General features: G+C 48.2%; 11 protein-coding genes. 3 read left to right on the top strand and 8 right to left on the bottom strand.

Going from position 1 to position 19,062, the window contains the following annotated elements:
- Window positions 1-2: 2 nt before the first annotated feature.
- The 4 genes from ACFQ0N_RS09535 to ACFQ0N_RS09550 form a co-directional block, all read right to left on the bottom strand.
- Window positions 3-2,321: an ABC transporter permease gene (locus tag ACFQ0N_RS09535; protein WP_379325241.1), complete on the bottom strand. Its 2,319-nt coding sequence runs from the start codon at window positions 2,319-2,321 to the stop codon at window positions 3-5.
- Window positions 2,322-2,341: 20 nt separating this feature from the next.
- Entirely contained in the window at window positions 2,342-2,989 is a 648-nt protein-coding gene (locus tag ACFQ0N_RS09540) for a TetR/AcrR family transcriptional regulator (protein ID WP_379325243.1), read from the bottom strand.
- Between the two features lie 220 nt (window positions 2,990-3,209).
- Window positions 3,210-3,602 carry a DUF8051 family protein gene (locus tag ACFQ0N_RS09545; RefSeq protein WP_379325245.1) on the bottom strand — a complete coding sequence of 131 codons (393 nt, stop codon included), beginning with the start codon at window positions 3,600-3,602 and terminating at the stop codon, window positions 3,210-3,212.
- Between the two features lie 93 nt (window positions 3,603-3,695).
- On the bottom strand, window positions 3,696-4,490 hold the full coding sequence (locus ACFQ0N_RS09550; RefSeq protein WP_379325247.1) for a DUF6597 domain-containing transcriptional factor: 795 nt from the start codon (window positions 4,488-4,490) through the stop codon (window positions 3,696-3,698).
- A 349-nt stretch (window positions 4,491-4,839) separates the two neighbouring features.
- On the opposite strand from ACFQ0N_RS09550, the gene ACFQ0N_RS09555 reads away from it, so the two are divergent.
- Window positions 4,840-5,280, top strand: coding sequence for a Dps family protein (locus tag ACFQ0N_RS09555; RefSeq protein WP_379325249.1), 441 nt, complete (start codon window positions 4,840-4,842; stop codon window positions 5,278-5,280).
- Window positions 5,281-5,394: 114 nt separating this feature from the next.
- Here the strand turns inward: ACFQ0N_RS09555 and ACFQ0N_RS09560 are convergent, their stop codons facing one another.
- Window positions 5,395-6,384, bottom strand: coding sequence for a hypothetical protein (locus ACFQ0N_RS09560; protein WP_379325251.1), 990 nt, complete (start codon window positions 6,382-6,384; stop codon window positions 5,395-5,397).
- A 286-nt stretch (window positions 6,385-6,670) separates the two neighbouring features.
- Window positions 6,671-10,753 carry an NHL domain-containing protein gene (locus ACFQ0N_RS09565; protein ID WP_379325253.1) on the bottom strand — a complete coding sequence of 1,361 codons (4,083 nt, stop codon included), beginning with the start codon at window positions 10,751-10,753 and terminating at the stop codon, window positions 6,671-6,673.
- 393 nt (window positions 10,754-11,146) lie between these two features.
- Here ACFQ0N_RS09565 and ACFQ0N_RS09570 point away from each other — a divergent pair, with 393 nt between their 5' ends.
- Entirely contained in the window at window positions 11,147-13,225 is a 2,079-nt protein-coding gene (locus tag ACFQ0N_RS09570; RefSeq protein WP_379325255.1) for an AAA family ATPase, read from the top strand.
- Window positions 13,226-13,328: 103 nt separating this feature from the next.
- Here ACFQ0N_RS09570 and ACFQ0N_RS09575 read toward each other — a convergent pair whose 3' ends face one another.
- Window positions 13,329-17,873, bottom strand: coding sequence for an NHL domain-containing protein (locus ACFQ0N_RS09575; protein WP_379325257.1), 4,545 nt, complete (start codon window positions 17,871-17,873; stop codon window positions 13,329-13,331).
- The gene (locus tag ACFQ0N_RS09580) at window positions 17,830-18,423 is read right to left on the bottom strand and encodes a TetR/AcrR family transcriptional regulator (RefSeq protein WP_379325259.1); all 594 of its coding nucleotides are present in this window, start codon (window positions 18,421-18,423) and stop codon (window positions 17,830-17,832) included. The genes ACFQ0N_RS09575 and ACFQ0N_RS09580 overlap by 44 nt, the downstream gene beginning before the upstream one ends.
- 411 nt (window positions 18,424-18,834) lie before the next feature.
- Here ACFQ0N_RS09580 and ACFQ0N_RS09585 point away from each other — a divergent pair, with 411 nt between their 5' ends.
- A complete protein-coding gene (locus ACFQ0N_RS09585; RefSeq protein ID WP_379325395.1) occupies window positions 18,835-19,059 on the top strand; it encodes a DUF6843 domain-containing protein in 225 nt (74 codons plus the stop codon).
- The last annotated feature ends 3 nt before the right edge of the window (window positions 19,060-19,062 follow it).

Genomic DNA, 19,062 nt, shown 5'->3' on the forward strand with positions numbered 1-19,062 from the left:
GCCTACTCCTTAATATTTCCGGAAATTTTTATTCGTCCCGCGCCTGATGTCCCGATCAATGTTGCAATAAGTACCGTGCCGATCATCATCAACGGACTAAGCAGATACGCCGAAAGCGGATTTGCCGTAAAATGAAACGATGATGCTCCAAAGGAGGAAATCGCAGCGCCCGCGAGCATCTCTCCGAGCGTGTTAGCCAGAAGCGTGCCGAGAACAATTCCGACAATCAGAACGAATACCGAGCGCGAAACATATTGCGCCATAAAATCCGAGTTTGTAAAACCGAACGCTTTCATGACGGCAATGGAATATCTGTCTTTTGCAACAAGCATTTTCATAAACAACAGTGTCACCAACAACGCGATAAGCAACGCGACGGCAATTGCAGCATAAGAGGCCTTTCCGACAGAACTTATTGTGGGCCCGTATGTCTGTGCGATATATTCATCAATGTCTGAAACCTTTGCATAATCAAACCTGTTCGCATATTCCGAAACCTTACTGTCGATAAGAGATTGATCCGAAAGCTTCACACAGATCACGTACCACATAATGTCCGCCGAATTGTCGGTGAAAACAGCCTTTGCGGTTTTACCTCCGTTGGTAATGTCGGAATAAATGCCGCTTACCGTGAAATTTTTTTCTTTCCCCTCAATCAACAGTGTAATGATTTCGCCGACCTTTTTGCTCAGTTCGTTGGCGTTCATAGCTGAAAGCGCAATTTCGTCTTCTGCGGCGGGTGCTCTGCCCTCGGAATATTCTACAGGGAATATGGAATGATCGCCCAGTTCAATTTTCAACCTTTCCTCCGAACCGTCCTCCGTCTTTGCTTTGAATGTTTTTGTTGTAAGCACAGCATATTTTGAAATGGCACTGTCGCTGCTCATCGCTTTTATAATTTCAGCGGCTTTTTCAGAAATATGGTCGGTCTGCTGAATATCAATACGCATATCGCTGCTGCCTATCCCCATATATTTGATGAAGCTTTTTGAGGAAATCGTATGGTACAGATTCTGCGGAACAATAATGATAAATGACGAAATCATCAGCACCGCAAGCATTGTGATATAAAGCTTTTTCCTTGCGAGAACATCTTTGATACCAAGAAAAATATTCGTGTTAAACAGCCTGTTTCCGCTCAGGGTAAAACGCTTTGCGCCCGCTTTTTTTTCCTGTGAAGCGCCAACGCGGATTGCTTCGGCAGCAGATATTTTTCGAAAGCGTCTTAGCACTCCGCTTACATAAGCAATTATTGCAAGGAATACGAGCAGTATGCCGATTATTCCGAACAGTAAGGCAAAAGAAGCATTTTCGCTTTCACCCATATACAGCCGGATATTTTCAAGAAGCATGCCTTTGAGCATAAAAGAAAGAGCAAAACCAAGCATACTGCCTGCCGCGGCAATCGCCGCGTACTTCGCAAGATAAATCTTCTTTATGTCAGAGATACGCAGCCCTATCGCCTTCATCACGCCAATTTCGCGGTAATCGTCTTCGATTTTCGCAAGAAGCGTAAAGCGAATGCACATCAAGGCGATTGCCACGACAAGCACACTTACAAGCAGAATAACCCCAATCATCATCCCGTCAGAAAGTGCGTTAATCGTTTTAAAAAGCGGATAGGTAATCGTTGGTCCGTTCGCTTCAAGTCCCGCGGAAGCATACGCCGTTTCGAATTCGCTGAGCTTCGACAAATCCTTTAATCTAAATTCGATCAGATACTCTACACTTCCAACATTTTTTAGCTCCGCGAAATCATTTTTACTGATCAGAAATCTTTTAGAAGAGGCTAGCATGGAGTTCATCTGCGAATCTCGAAGAAAACCGGCAACTGTAAATGCTTTTCCGAATATAACAGCTTTATCGCCGACCTTTGCGGTACCGTCCTTCATATAGCTGATCGGAACATATAGTTCGCCATCTGATACGTTTATAATTTGTCCCTCAAGGTCAAGAAGATAGTCGAACTTTTCGCTCTGTATGCTTAATCCATTGTCCTGAACACTACTCACAAGCGAACGGTCGCCAAATCGAATCTGCGAGCCGTCCATGTTAAGAAATTCAAGCACCTGATATTCATCAACATTACTGTTCTGCTCCGCGAAAGCCGCCAGCCGCTCATGATCAACGTCGCCCGAATGCATCTGCATAAAATGCGGGGTCTTCGCTCGTGTCATAAGCGTATCTATCGCGCCCGAAAGATTTACGACGAGAATCGCCGCTAGTGAAACAAGCATAGCTGCAGCCGCAACAAATATCATGGTTGTCAACGTGACCAGTTTGCTTTTTGAAATATCATTGCGGATTATCCTGTAATACATAAGTCACCTCTGTTTTTGCTCTACATATTGCCGCTGTTATCCTCTCTACCAAACATCCTCATCGTGTCCATCAAGCTTCCGCTTTCTGCCCCAAGCAGCCTTTCTACATTGAAAATAAAGGCCTGTATTCGTGAGAAGCGCTCCTCGTCCGTCATCGTCACCATATCGTCGTCAAAAACGGTATTCGCATAGATCACAACCATTTCCATGCACTCATACGGAAACGGTGTGTTGAATAGTCCCTGCTCAATGCCCTCACGGATGATCCCTGTCAATATCGGCGGAACGCCATTGATGATGACCTTTTGTATTTTTTGATGCATCAGCGCGTTCTGCGGCTTGTGAATGTGCTCCATAATTTCCTCGCTGCTTCCGCCGCTTATGTTCAGTGCCATAACAACGCGGATAATGCGCTCGACTACAGGTATGCTCTTGTCTGCGGCAATTTCCTGCGCCGCACCTAAAAGTCGGACATTATACCGCTCAATCAGCGCGTCCATAATATCCGCCTTCGACTTGAAGTGATGGTACAATGTTCCCCGCGCAATTCCGACCTTTTGGAGAATATCATTTGTACTTGTGCCGTCAAAGCCCTTCTGACCGAAAAGCTCGTCCGCCGCGTCAAGGATTTCGTTCCTGCGTTGCTCCGCTTCTTTTACAACTCTCATATTTATATACCTCCGATATAACCGACCGACTGCCTGTCGGTTAAATAGTAACATACTATTTTATCATGTCAAGAGGGTTCTACCTCTCATCAACAAAAAGCCAACCTCACATGGTTGGCTTTTTTGATGTTGGCCCTAGCGAACTCCCTATAATCGGATTCCATTTAGAGGCGGACATAAGATAAAGTATCCCCCGGAACCGTAAAAGACAATGTACGCCTCATGCTCCGGCATGCCCAATCGCTGTCACAAAGAGGAAGAGAAATACAGCCATAGTTGTATTTATAATTTCGAAAGACATGAGCGGCTTAGACATTTTAGTCGGTGACTTTGGAAACATACCCGCCAAATCGATTGCGTACACGATAAAGTATAAAACAGCGATAATTTGCGTGATAAGAATGGCATTAGAATGGGAAATCAACAAAAGATAGCACGCGATAAACGAGGCAATTCCAAGCGAGATCAGAAACAGATTAAATCCCCAAAACACTACTCCTGTTAATTTTGAAAAGTCTCTATTCTCAATCGGCCCTCCCGGAACCAATATCGTGAGTAATGTTACATTTAAAAACACCAGCAAGCTTGCAATAATCATGATATTCTGCATCATTATCCCTTCCTCTCATCTATTAGTGTGTCTCAAGCATAGCAGGAGGGATAGATGTTGTATTGTAAAAAATCAGCACCCATGTTCAGCCGTTCATTACTTCTGACCGTGCCAAACATACTCAAGGGTCAGCTCTTGCTGCTGCTGTTCCAATTCTTTGACCGTTTTGCCTGCCAATTTTTTGGATGTTTTAATCAGATGAGACTGATCATAGTAACGATACTGTATATCCTTCCTCAGCCTTTCATCCTCAACATGCTTTTTGAATTTTACAATATCTCCATAAGCCTTTGGCGTGAGTCCGATATATTTTTTGAAAAATCGTTCCAACGAACTTACCGAAATACCAAAAAATTGGGCCATACTCACAATGTTCAGGCTTTCATACTCTCGCTCAACATATGTCAGCATTGCCTCGATACGGCCAGTGTCCTTGCGATTCAACGCCATTCTATGCAGCAAATAATGATTAATTAATGTGACTTGTTGCTCCACATTTTCAGATCGCAGCATCGACCGGTACAGTTCCTCCAATCCAGGATCCACATCAGCGGCCTGTACGATTCGCTCTGTCAATTCGAGACCGGGCAAATGAAATAATTGAATAAACCCTAGTGGAGTTAATAAAATTCCGATTTGATATAGCTGTTCGCCATACCGGACATGTTTGGCCCTTTTCATTTGGCCAATTACAGCCGCATCGGGAATCATCGTTTCCTGCTTCTCTTCCGCCAGCTTATAAGCAGACCTATAATTAAAAACAATATGAATTTGCCCCGTCGGCATAATTATGTCTTCCCTGCTGTCATCAGCGAGAAAGTCAAAGTCTACGATCCAGATGTAGTCCACAAGCTTATGCAAGGCATTGTTAGGTTCAAAGGTTCGAATCATTGCAAGCATCTCCTTAAACATCGAGTTCCGTCCGTGACCGCCTCACATCCAAAGTCATTTTTCTCAATCGCTATATGATCCCCTAACCTCTCTATTATAACTCATACGCAGGGTCAATTGGAGGCAGCAAGCGTCCATAACGATAAGATACTCATAGGCTAGCACACTATCCTTGAAGTTTCCCAGGTAACAAAAAAGTAGGGGATCCTTCGGATTTATCACTGACCTGCACTTGACATCCCACTTTCAATTTTTAATAATTATAAAAAAGAAATTATTATAATATGAATTTCCTAGCATAAAAAAAGTACCATTGATTGACCCTATATAAAACTGGAAAGGACTGACGATGAACATGACCTTGCATAATGAACTGAACAAACAAATCGCCAACTGGAGTATTTTGTACATCAAGCTTCATAACTTTCATTGGTATGTAAAAGGACCCCAATTTTTCACCTTGCACGCCAAATTTCAAGAGCTTTATGAAGAAGCGGCTCTGCACGTCGATGAAATTGCCGAAAGGCTGCTTGCCATTAAAGGACAGCCGCTTGCGCGCATGAGCGATTACCTGAAAGTTTCCAGCATTCAAGAGGCAAACAATAATGAAACGGCCGAGCAGATGGTTGACCAGCTTATCGCCGATTTCTCCACGGTCATTCAAGAGCTGAAAGAGGCGATGGCTATCGCCGATCAAGCAGGCGACGAAACAACTGCCGATATACTGCTTGCCATCCATACCTCACTTGAAAAGCATGTATGGATGCTGAGCGCTTTTAACGCGAGATAAGAAACTTTCTATTACAAACACCTTTCCGCTGTATATGCCACGTTCTACTAAATCATCGCGGCGGAAAGGTGTTTTTTACATGCTTTGCTCACCGCCTCTTCCCTTCATCTTAAGTCACGCTTTCTTCAATGAAAACAGAATATAGATCGTATCAATTTCATGGGATTCTTCCAAAATCCACGAGGTTTGGGTTAATATTCGCTGCAACCCCTCCAGCCCAAGATATCGGATTTGCACGCCAATAAACTCGGTAAATCCCAGGTATCCCGGATTTACATGCGTCCGGTCGAAAATTAATGAGCCCGTGACCCGGGCGTCCGCCGGGGAGTTGGTAAAGAAATGGTTTAAATTTTCAATAATATCTGAATCCGAACCGTACTCAAAAAGACCGCCCTCCGATGAACAGAGCTGAATCCAGCCGGAACGTTCCAAACTCATCTTTAGTAATGCCTCCGGTTGGCTCCAGTCATAATGAATAGTATTGAGGGTAATGTCCAGGCCATGGAAGCGTTCCCCCGGCTGCTTCAAAACATCGATGCACCGTTTTGCGAAATTGGGGCCGTAGTTATCGATATCTAAAATGTTGATCTCAATCTTCCGTCCCTCGAGTAATTCCGGGTCCGATTCCTGAATCAAAATCAGGGTGTTGATACTGTCGGTAGCGGCCCCCCCAGCAATATTGAAGAAGCAAAGGTTCCGTTCAGGGAATTGCTTGAGCTGGGGCAGCAAAATTTTCGACTGGCGCCGGCAAAGATCCCTCAGCCTGATCCGAAGTCCCATGAAAGAGGTTTGCTTCACCGCCCACTTGTCCCGGAAACCTAATTTTAGCCCCCGGCTTAAGCCGGGGCCAAGTTTGTACAGCAACGTACGCATGCCGCTAAGATAGGAATTGTCGACATTTGACATTTTTATAAAGATGTTCCTGATAAAGCCAGGCATCTTCTTTAATGATTCAATGCTCCGGGCTGACTTGAGACAGTTCAAATGATAAGCCTGTTCATCAATACTTGCGTTGAAAAGGGGATGAGTAATATCAAGGATCGGTAATTGAAGTTCATTCTCGAAAACCGCATAGAGAATTCGCTGATTTTGATTTGCATTCATGGTTTTCAACTCCACCTCACTTGAACGATGATTGATCGAACTAAAACCCAAAGCTTGCGTAATGGATCTTCTCGGAAGAAGTCCGGGGGAATCTACATAATTTATCACTTTTCGCGAGGTCTTCCCAGCAATACCCCTAAACCCGTCATGACATTCGGATCTTCGTAAATTAGCTCGCCTTGGAGTAAGGGATCTGTGACTTGAAAAAATTGGATACCCCCGACTAATCATAAACGATCAAAAGCCACCAGTAAAGATACTGGCGGCTTTTGCATTCATCCTACTGTTAATCTTCCTTGTATTCGAGCATTCGCAGCAGCATGACCGTCGCTTCCGCTCGCATCGCCGTTTCATTCGGTACAAAACGGTTCTGCCCGCGGCCATCCACAATACCAAGCGCGTGAATCGCTTCTATCGCCCCTTTTGCCCATTGCGGAATTGCTTCGTCGTCGGCAAAGCCGGTCGATGCATGGGCGTTGCGTTGTAGCTGGAGCGCCCGGGCGATCATGACTGCCATCTCTGAACGGGTAATGTGGTCATTCGAACGGAAACTGCCGTCTGCATATCCATTTACAATGCCCGATTGTACCGCCTGTGCAATGGCCTGCTTTGCCCATGCGCCGATTTGATTTTGATCAGAGAATGTCAACGAGGCACCTTGCCCCTCCAGTTTCAAAGCACCTGCCAGCATCACCGTAAACTCGGCGCGGGTGACGGGATCATTCGGTTTGAATGCTCCATCCGGGTAACCGCTGACGATGCCTTTCGCCGCGGCGCTTTTGATGCCGCTCTCCGCCCAGTGTCCGGCGATGTCGGTAAACGAGAGTACCGGAGATTCGGGTTCTTCCGGTTTAGGCATTACCCGGTTAACGGTGAGCGTATACGTTTTTCGAGAACCGTCTTCCGCCTGAACGATCAGCGAAATGACGTTCTCTCCTTCCTGCAAGTCAACCTGGATGCCGTCACCCAACGCCTTCCCTTGCCATGTGACTTTGGATGCCGCATGATCCGCAGTTACTTTCACTTCAATTCGTTCCGCTTCCGTTTCAGCCTTATACGAGTAGGAATTTGCCGAAAACGACGGCGTGAGGGAAACACGTTTGCCCGCCGTCCAAATTTCCAGCGCTTTCAGACTCGCATTGTTGGACAAATACCAGCCGCCCCCCCAGTTTCCACCTGAATCGTTACCACCTGAGGAGGAACGGCTCGTTGTGGCCGTTTTGCTTAATCCGGCTTTGCTTTCGTTCCCCGTCGCATCATAAGCCGTGACTTTGAACGTATAAGTGCTGTCTGCGTTCAAGCCATCAACAGTCGTTGCATAGACACTGCTACTTACCGTCTTGCGCTCCGTATCGTTCACGTAAATCCTGTAACCCATCACCCTTACATTATCCATCGCACTTGGCCACGACAGCTTCACACCAGTCTGAGTAATGTCTGAGACGGTCAGCTCACTGCCTTCCGGCCATTGCGGCACTTCGTTATCCGGTGGTGTTTGCGGCGTAGCGCTAACTTCCGCCGAATAGTCACTTTCGGTATCCTCATTACCTGCTTTTACTGCATAGTAACGGGTGATGTTATTAGCCAGTCCTTTAATAGAATAACTGCCCGTGAAATTTGTGATTCTCTCTATTTTTAGATAACTGCCCGGAGCCAAACCCTCATAAATATCATAATGAGTGGCTCCTGTCACGGGCTCCCATGACAAAATAACTTCGCCATCCCCGGCTGTCGCTTTCAAACCACTCGGCGCAGGGAGTATTACGATTGGCTCGATATGAATCGTAATCGTCTCCGTTCGCTTCACATCTGTCGAATCCATAACCGCTACCGTAATCGGATAAGTACCTTCACTAACAGGAGTACCGGAAATCAGGCCGGTTTGACGATCCAGGTCTATGCCAGCAGGCAAGCTGCCCGATTCGATCGACCAAGTTCGATTCCCGATGCCCCCTGTCGCTTCAAACTTACAAGAAAAGAATTCTCCCGTCGTTCCGTTACATGTGCCGGGGACAGATACATTTAAAGGCTCATAGATCGCAAGCCCCCAGCTGTTTACCAGTTGCTGCTTGACCCCCGGCGCCTCTACTTTTATGATTTCGTTTCCGGCAGAAAGAGGCGCTTCGTATACGAAAGAGAAATGTCCCTGATTATCTGTATAAGCGTTGATTAATCCTTTGCTAGTTATGATCGTAATCGGCAAACTGGCCATGGTATCGATAGTTCCTTTGATCGTGATCGATTTACCTACTTCCAGTTGATCCGGAACATCAAGGGTAATAACCGTTGGTGCTTGCAGCAAAACAATAGATTCCGAATCGTCTCTGGCATCTGATGTGGCCCGGATATTGATCAGGTTGCCTGTCCTGGTAACAGGCTGTGCCACGAAACGCAGTAAATGAGTGTCCATGATAGGGTCTGAAGCGTCAATCTTAAGCGAACTTGTACCTTCTGTAACGACTAAGTTTCCAGACGTATCCTTCAATGCAACCCCTTTGCTACTGTCATCAACGAAAACTTCGAGCTGATCAACGCCTTTGGTCGTGAACAATACATCCGCATAAGGTTCATTCGTGAGATAAACGTTGCCAACTATTTTTTTAAACTTTTCCGAATCATCATCTAAATGCGGCTGTTCGGGGTCATAGGGAACAGGCCACAACTGCGTGATTAATTTGCCGGAGTAAATTGGCGCCGGCAGCGTCACGGCTGCGCTCTCGATCGGTGATAAGCCCGCCGCCTCGAATGAAAGCTTGGCTCCTGTCACCATAGCTGCATGGGTTGCACCAAGATCGCCAAAGGTGACAACACCTGCACTGGCCCTCGCCGTCGCTGCACCTGTTAGCGTCCACGCTCCTGTGTCCTTTTTCGATGCTGTTACAATGGTGGTGTTATCGCCCACGCTCTTATTGCCGTAAGCATCGAGAAGCGTGATGACCGGCTGCTGCGCGAACGCACCTCCATTGCTGGCCGGAGCCGTAATATCCGTGGTTAGCTCCATCGAAGCTGCGCTTCCTGCTACTGGCGTGATGATCAATGGATTTGCCGCTGGCGATGCTACGTCCGCTACACTTAGGTTGATCGTTTGCGCTCCCGCTTTGTTCAGCTTGAGTTTTACCGTGGCAACGCCATTGTTAAACATGACGCTGATCGTGTTCGGAGATGCGCTTAAGGCCGTCCCGTTCAAGCTGCCATAGGAGTTATCCGGCGCTTGCAAGTATCCGGAGATCGTCACCTCATGCTCCCCGCTAAACGACATATCTGTGACCCCATTCGCATTCTTCACAAAGATCGTAATTGTATTATCCACATCCGCTCCGACTTCAGGGCTGTGCGAGTTGGCGAATGCGTCGACGGTTTGTGCACCCAGGCTTAATTTCCGAATCCGTTGGTTGAACACATCCGCAATATACAGTTCTCCATCGCTTGCTGCCGCTAAAGCGTAAGGATTGTAAAATTGAGCTGACGTTGCCGCCCCTCCATCTCCCGCATAGCCATGACTCCCCGTACCGGCTACTGTACTGATCGTCCCAGATGCGTCCACTTTTCTGATGCTGTGATTTCCTGCGTCTGCTATATACAACTGTCCGAAGCGATCTACCGCTACTCCCGAAGGATAGTTCAATTGGGCTGAAGTTGCTGGTCCTCCATCTCCCGAATAGCCATAAGCCCCCGTACCGGCGACCGTACTGATTATTCCAGCTGTGTCTACTTTTCGGATTCGATTGCCAGCAAATTCTGCTATATACAGATTGCCGCTGTCGTCTACCGCGATGCCACTCGGACTCCTCAACTCGGCTGATGTCGCGGATCCTCCATCACCCGAATCTCCAGCACTCCCCGTACCGGCGACCGTACTGATCGTCCCCGACACATCTACTTTCCGAATCCGATGATTAGACTGGTCCACAATGTAAACATTGCCATCGTTGTCCGTCGCCACTCCGCTAGGATAGCTCAACCGAGCTGATATTGCAGGTCCTCCGTCTCCCGAATAGCCAAGAACCCCCGTACCGGCGACCGTACTGATCGTCCCGGATGCATCCACTTTTCGGATTCGACAGTTTACCATATCCGAAATATACAGATTGCCGCTGTTGTCTACCGCTACTCCCATTGGGTGGTTCAACTTGGCAGATAGCGCATTCCCCCCATCTCCCGAATATCCGGCACTCCCCGTACCGGCCACCGTACTGATTGTCCCCGACGCATCTACTTTCCGAATCCGACTGTTTTCGTAATCGGCAATGTACAGATTGCCACTGCTGTCTACCGCCACTCCATGTGGATTGTTCAACTGAGCAGATGTCGCAGTTCCCCCGTCCCCCGAAAAGCCGCCAGTACCCATGCCAGCTACCGTATTTATCATGTAAGTGCCTGCAGCGGAGGTTTTTCCCCCAGACAGTTCCGGCAGCAGTGACGTGATCAACAGAAAAGCCAGCACACTGGCCGTTATTTTTTTTAGCTGCTTACGAATTTTGTCCCTCTCCTTTTATTGCTTTCGGCTTTAGATCTTTGATCTTTGCCACAGATTCATTTCTCCTCAAGAAACGACCGTTACTTTGCTTAAGCGTTTCCTTTCCAAGCTTCACCCTCCCAGTTTATTGTATAGGACTATGATCGCAATGGTATCTCATTTTTATCGCAATTTCGTCTCAGGTTAGAAAAGGATCGCCGTCTTTATTGTCGAATTGGTACTGCATATGGACGTTCCGACGCAGGTCCATGATCCTAATTTATCGAAAGGAGGAGCATATCTGTTATGCAGAAACTCGCCGAAATACTTGATATAGAGCGAAGCCGCTTGTTTGTAGGCAGAAAATCGGAGCTTTGCCTTGTACAAGATTGGCTGAAGCGTGCTCAAGCGCCCACTGAAGTGCTGTTCCTCTCCGGTATGGGGGGAGTAGGAAAATCTGCGCTTATGCTGCAATTTACGCGGATAGCGCGACAGGAAGGAGCGACCACAGTCTGGCTTGATGGTCGCGCCTGTACAGATTCTCCTGCTGGCTTCATGGAGGCGTTGCATCACTTTTTTTTGTCTAATCCGCAAGCCCCTCATGCAGCCGACAGTTCCTTTCAACAGCTTGCGTCTGCAATTGCAACAAAAAAGATGGTGCTGTGCATCGATAATTACGAATCCTTACAGCGAATCGAAGGTTGGCTTCGTGAAGCATTTCTTTCCAGCCTTCCTGCAACAGGCCTGCTCGTTGTGCTTGCGACCAGACAGGATGTATCTGCTGCCTGGGCAAGCGATTTGGCGTGGCACAGTCGCAGCAGGAGCATTCATCTCGGTTCTTTGTCGCGGGAAGAAGCGCTGGACTACTTGCGACAAAGAGGCTGGTACGATACGAATGAAATGAATCAGCTTATCAGCCAGTCTCGCGGACTGCCTTTGGCGATGGCCCTTTTTGTTGACCGCCTGCGATATCCGGAAGCACAACCGGGTTCATTCGCCTGGCCAGTCTCGATGCAGATCAGCGCAGGCATGCTGCGCGAAGCCGCCTCAGACGAATTCAAAGACCTGATCGATATATTATGCATCATCCCACATGCGACACCAAAGTGGTTGGGAAGATTTCTTGGCGCTCCGTTGACTTCGGTGGAGCTTCAGCGAATCTGCCAACTTTCCTTTATTCGGCCTACGGCCGGGGGAATTGCTCTGCATGATGTAGCGCGCACCTTTCTGACCCAGGACTTCCGGCTTCGCGAGCCCGAGCGTTATCAGTCGCTGTGGCACCGAATTATAGAAGAACTAGCGATAGAACTAAAGCATGCGACCAGTCATGAGAAGAGACGCATTGCTTCCGTTATGCTATCGACCTGTCAAGATATTTATCATATAAATTCCGTTTCCGTATTGTCTACCAGTAATCTGGATTCCCTGCATATGGAATCTTTTCAGCCCTTTGATCTGCCCCACTTGCATCAAATGATGAAAGATGAGGCGCAATACTCCTTTTCGGTCGAAATCGATCATGCCGTTATCGACGTCTTATCCGTACATTTTCCAGAAGATATTCGCGTGTACCGCAATTCGAAAGGGAAACCGATAGCTTTTACGGCGGGGCTGCTGTTATATAAGGAGACCGTATCGTTATTAGAACGCCTTTTTCCCGGTTTGCTTGATACTGTTTTTCCAAAGGAGATCAAAAGACTGCGGCAATCGTCAATTGAGGAAGCTGACACCTACTATCATTTGCGAGCAAGCGCATCGCCGTGCGATCCAATCTATACCTATCACCAATTGGTCGGTATCATCATGAAAGAACTGATTACTCACAAATCCGTTGGAATGCGCTATATCATTGTAACGGCTTACGAGGAGACAAACGAGTCTCTGCAAAATGCCGGTTTTCGAATGCGTACATTGCCGGATCATATCAGGGAGCACCTTTTTCAGGGAGCGAAGGCAGCTATTCATGAACAGGATTGGCGCGGCACAAGCTTTGTGGATCAAATCCTTGATCTGATTCATTTTGCTCCGGATTACAAAGAAAACAGAGCCAATAATTTCGAACTTACGGAAAAAGAGGTCAAAGCAGCAATCTCTTTGATTAACGATCCTGAAGCGTTGGCAGGGACCGAGCTTGCAGGAAAACTTGCATGCGATGGTCTTAAATTACAGCAAAAATTGCACAGGATTTTCTTAAATCCCCCTCCCTTTCCGCTTAACGATAACAACCTTGACTTGCTGAAGCTATATGCGGAAGCACCGCAGGTTACCGTGGACGCGGCTGCTGCGCAATTAAACATGAGCCGGGCGACTTACTACCGTGTCCGCAAGGAAACACTGCTTAATTTGAAGGATGTACTTATCAGAAAAACGATGGAATCAACGTAACGCGCGCGCTCCAGCCCGTCCAGCTCATCCACGTAACAAACCAGCTTCCCACGACAACGAAGCTGGTTTGTTAAAGAGTAAACTCCCCGCATTCATCTCACTGCTAACCTTCCTTGTGATCGAGCATTCGCAGCAGCATGACCGTCGCTTCCGCTCGCATCGCCGTTTCATTCGGTACAAAACGGTTCTGCCCGCGGCCATCCACAATACCAAGCGCGTGAATCGCTTCTATCGCCCCTTTTGCCCATTGCGGAATTGCTTCGTCGTCGGCAAAGCCGGTCGATGCATGGGCGTTGCGTTGTAGCTGGAGCGCCCGGGCGATCATGACTGCCATCTCTGAACGGGTAATGTGGTCATTCGAACGGAAACTGCCGTCTGCATATCCATTTACAATGCCCGATTGTACCGCCTGTGCAATGGCCTGCTTTGCCCATGCGCCGATTTGATTTTGATCAGAGAATGTCAACGAGGCACCTTGCCCCTCCAGTTTCAAAGCACCTGCCAGCATCACCGTAAACTCGGCGCGGGTGACGGGATCATTCGGTTTGAATGCTCCATCCGGGTAACCGCTGACGATGCCTTTCGCCGCGGCGCTTTTGATGCCGCTCTCCGCCCAGTGTCCGGCGATGTCGGTAAACGAGAGTACCGGAGATTCGGGTTCTTCCGGTTTAGGCATTACCCGGTTAACGGTGAGCGTATACGTTTTTCGAGAACCGTCTTCCGCCTGAACGATCAGCGAAATGACGTTCTCTCCTTCCTGCAAGTCAACCTGGATGACATCACCCAACGCCTTCCCTTGCCATGTGACTTTGGATGCCGCATGATCCGCAGTTACTTTCACTTCAATTCGTTCCGCTTCCGTTTCAGCCTTATACGAGTAGGAATTTGCCGAAAACGACGGCGTGAGGGAAACACGTTTGCCCGCCGTCCAAATTTCCAGCGCTTTCAGACTCGCATTGTTGGACAAATACCAGCCGCCCCCCCAGTTTCCACCTGAATCGTTACCACCTGAGGAGGAACGGCTCGTTGTGGCCGTTTTGCTTAATCCGGCTTTGCTTTCGTTACCCGCTGCATCATAAGCCGTGACTTTGAACGTGTACTTCGTATCTGACGTCAGGCCGTCAACCGTGATTGCGTATACGTTCCCGCCTACCGTCTCGCGCTCCGTACCATCCACGTAGATCCGGTAGCCGGTCACCCCGACATTGTCCATCGCGCTCGGCCAGGACAACTTCACATTCGTTTGCGTAATATCCGAGACAGCCAGTTCACTGCCTTCCGGCCATTCCGGCGCTTCGGTGTCCGGCTCCACTGGCTGCTGCAATGTTTTGGCCGTAGCTGTCAGTGCCGCGCTTTCGTTACCCGCCGCATCGAATGCTGTAACTTTGAACAGATAGGATGTATCAGCCTTCAAGCCATCAACAATCGTTGCATAGACACTGCTACTTACCGTCTCGCGCTCCGTATCATTCACGTAAATCCGATACGAGGTCACCTTGACATTATCTGCCGCGCTTGGCCACGAAAGCTTCACACTCGTCTGGGTAATGTCCGACGCCATCAATTCGCTGCCAACCGGCCATTGCGGCACTTCGTTATCCGGTGGTGTTTGCGGCGTAGCGCTAACTTCCGCCGAATAGTCGCTTTCGGTATCCTCATTACCTGCTTTTACTGCATAGTAACGGGTGATGTTATTAGCCAGTCCTTTAATAGAATAACTGCCCGTGAAATTTGTGATTCTCTCTATTTTTTGATAACTGCCCGGAGCCAAAGCCTCATAAATATCATAATAAGTGGCTCCTGTCACGGGCTCCCATGACAAAATAACTTCTCCATCCCCGGCTGTCGCTTTCAAACCACTCGGCGCAGGGAGTATTACGATTGACTCGATATGGATCGTAATCGTCTCCGTTCGCTTCACACCTGTCGAATCCATAACCGCTACCGTAATCGGGTAAGTACCTTCACTGACAGGAGTACCGGAAATCAGGCCGGTTTGACGATCCAGGTCTATGCCAGCAGGCAAGCTGCCCGATTCGATCGACCAAGTTCGATTGCCGATGCCCCCTGTCGCTTCAAACTTACAAGAAAACAATTCTCCCGTCGTTCCGTTGCATGTGCCGGGGACAGATATATTTAAAGGCTCATAGACCGTAACGCCCCAGCTTTTTACCAGTTGCTGCTCTACCCCAGGCGCCTCAACTTGAATGGTTACGTTTCCAGCTGACGAAGGCGCAGTAAATGCGTAAGAGAAATTCCCTTGGTCGTCTGTGTAGGTATCAAACAATTCTAGGGAAGTGGTGATCCTGATCGGTAAACTAGCCTTAGTATCGATAGTTCCTTTGATCGTGATCGATTTACCTACTTCCAGTTGATCCGGAACATCAAGGGAAATAACCGTTGGTGCTTGCAGCAAAACAATAGATTCCGAATCGTCTCTGGCATCTGATGTGGCCCGGATATTGATCAGGTTGCCTGTCCTGGTAACAGGCCGTGCCACGAAACGCAGTAAATGAGTGTCCATGATAGGGTCTGAAGCGTCAATCTTAAGCGAACTTGTACCTTCTGTAACCACTAAGTTTCCAGACGTATCCTTCAATGCAACCCCTTTGCTACTCTCATCAACGAAAACTTCGAGCTGATCAACGCCTTTGGTCGTGAACAATACATCCGCATAAGGTTCATTCGTGAGATAAACATTGCCAACTATTTTTTTAAACTTTTCCGAATCATCATCTAAATGCGGTTGATCAGGGTCATAGGGAACAGGCCACAACTGCGTGATTAATTTGCCGGAGTAAATTGGTGCCGGCAGCGTCACGGCTGCGCTCTCGATCGGTGATAAGCCCGCCGCCTCGAATGAAAGCTTGGCTCCTGTCACCATGGCTGCATGGGTTGCACCAAGACCGCTAAAGGTGACAACACCTGCACTGGCTCTCGCCGTCGCTGCGCCTGTTAGCGTCCACGCCCCTGTGTCCTTTTTCGATGCTGTTACAATGGTGGTGTTATCGCCCACGCTCTTATTGCCGTAAGCATCGAAAAGCGTGATGACAGGCTGCTGCGCGAACGCGCCTCCATTGCTGGCCGGAGCCGTAATATCCGTGGTTAGCTCCATCGAAGCTGCGCTTCCTGCTACGGGCGTGATGATCAATGGATTTGCTGGCGATGCTACGTCCGCTACACTTATGTTGATCGTTTGCGCTCCCGCTTTGTTTAGCTTGAGTTTTACCGTGGCAGTGCCGTTGTTAAACATGACGCTGATCGTGTTCGGAGATGCGCTTAAGGCCGTCCCGTTCAAGCTTCCATAGGAGTTATCCGGCGCTTGCAAGTATCCGGATATCGTGACCTCATGCTCCCCGCTAAACGACGTATCCGTGTTCCCATACGCATTCTTCACGGTCAGCGTGATCGGATCATCCACACCGACTCCAGGGATGGACGAGGCGGCGAATGCGACGACGGTTTGTAAGCTTAATTTTCGAATCCGATTATTTAAAACATCCGCTATGTACAGGTTTCCACTTCTATCTATCGCCATTCCATAGGCGTCACTCAGGTCGGCCGAGGTCGCTGGTCCTCCGTCTCCCGAATAGCCGTATCTCCCCGTGCCCGCTATCGTGCTGATCTTCCCCGATGTATCGACTTTCCGAACTCGGGAATTGGATCTATCCGATAGATACAAATTACCAATACTGTCTACCGCCACTCCATCCGGAAGACTCAATCGAGCCGACGTCGCAGGTCCTCCGTCTCCCGAAAAGCCATAGCTCCCCCCAATACCCGCTACCGTGCTGATTTTCCCCGATACATCAACTTTTCTTATACAGTAGTTAAAGTAGTCCGATATATACAGATTTCCAATACTGTCTACAGCTACTCCAGTCGGAAAGTTTAATTGGGCCAACACGGCATTTCCTTCGTCCCCCGAATAGCCGCGACCTCCCGTGCCCGCTACCGTGCTAATCGTCCCCAATGTATCGACTTTCCGAATCCGGTGGTTGCCTTTATCCGCGATATACAGATTTCCGCTACGGTCTACCGCCACTCCATCCGGATAACTCAATTGAGCCGACGTCGCCGGTCCTCCGTCTCCCGAATAACCGTCTCTCCCCATACCCGCTACCGTGCTGATTTTCCCCGATACATCAACTTTCCGTATAGAGTGGTTAGAGTAGTCCGATATATACAGATTTCCAATACTGTCTATCGTCAACCCATAAGGGTTATTCAATGACGCCGATGTCGCAGGTCCTCCATCCCCCGAATAGCCGCCAGTACCTGTACCCGCTATCGTGCTAATCTTTCCCGACGCATCGACCTTCCGGACCCGGTGGTTGGAGGAATCTGCGATATACAGATTTCCGCTGCTGTCTATCGCCACTCCACTAGGGTTATACAATTCGGCCAAGGTTGCCGGTCCACCGTCTCCCGAATAGCCGTTGGTACCTATGCCTGCTGCCGTGTTGATGGTATAGCCGCTTGCAGCGTGGACTTTTCCACCGCTTAGTTCCGGCACCACTGATGTGATCAATAAAAAAGCCAGTACGCTGGCCATTAACTTTTTTATCCGCTTACGAATTTTTTTCCCCTCCCAAGGCAAATTTCTATGGTACTGCAATTCCATATAAAAATAGACGTACAACCTCATCCGCCAACATCTCCGGCTTTTTAGACGCGCGGGCTTTTTGTGTCGCGATAAAGCGCTCCATCATGCCGACGAGACTATCCGCAACGATCCGCATATCCATGTCTTTACGGAAATAGCCTTCCTGCTGCTCCGCAATCAGGTTCGCAAGGATCTGATCGGCCAATTGGTCTTTAATCTCAGCCGCCTGGGGGGCAACCAAAAAACCGATACTGGCCAGATAGGGTTCTTCGATGAAAAACCGGAAGAACGGCGTAAGCCCCTCCACAATCCTTTGGCGGATGAGGGTTTTTGCAATACCTGGCTCGAGGCGACTTTTCTGGGTATAATCACTCAACCGGGAACGAAATAAATGGACCAACTCTTGAAACAACGCATCTTTATTCTCGAAGTAAAGATAGAAGGTTGGTTGGGTAACCCCGGCCTTCTCGACGATGCTGCTGATCTTCGTCTCATGATATCCTCGCAAAGCAAATTCCTCTGTGGCGATGCTTAACAACAATCCTCGACTTTGTTCGCCGCTGGCTCCTTTCTTCCTTCCTCTCTGCCCCATATCTATCGATCTCCCTCAATCAATCAAAATATATTACTATAGAGTATTATATTATCATTTCCCCCGATTTCGTCAAGGACTTGATCAACACTTGACACGAACTTATTACTTTCACGACCATTGGCGATGCCGGGCGACTTACTGCCGTGTCCGCAAGGAAACGCTGCTTTATTTGAAGGATGTGCTCATCAGAAAAACTAGCCTCAACAGTTTGCCTTCATTTATTTATGCCATAAAATATCATCAAAACCCAGCCCTCATGCGGACTGGGTTTTCACGGTGGAGTGAGGGGATTATTGAAATCCTGATCTAACTTACGCTGATAATAGCTCACCAACTAAGGTAAATTTCAATGCCATGTTCGTTCATGTTACTATTCAATGAAGCAGGTCATTGATTTCCTGCGCGCGGTTGAAGTCCCTAGATACAAATCGAGAATCGCTTTCCAGTGGCTATATTGGTAAAGTGGAAGTCGAGTACAGTGTTGATGGAGCGCCAGCTTTACCTCGCGATGATCGAGCATCCATACATCACATTCCAAACTCAAGGGTATTGCAAACATCTGCAAAAATGAAACCTGGACGCAACGAATTTTTTTATGTTGTAAAAAGAACGGAATGCAGTTTAGTATGTTAGTAT

This window comes from Paenibacillus sp. GCM10027626 (assembly GCF_042676285.1).
In the GTDB taxonomy this organism is placed as follows: domain Bacteria; phylum Bacillota; class Bacilli; order Paenibacillales; family Paenibacillaceae; genus Paenibacillus_Z.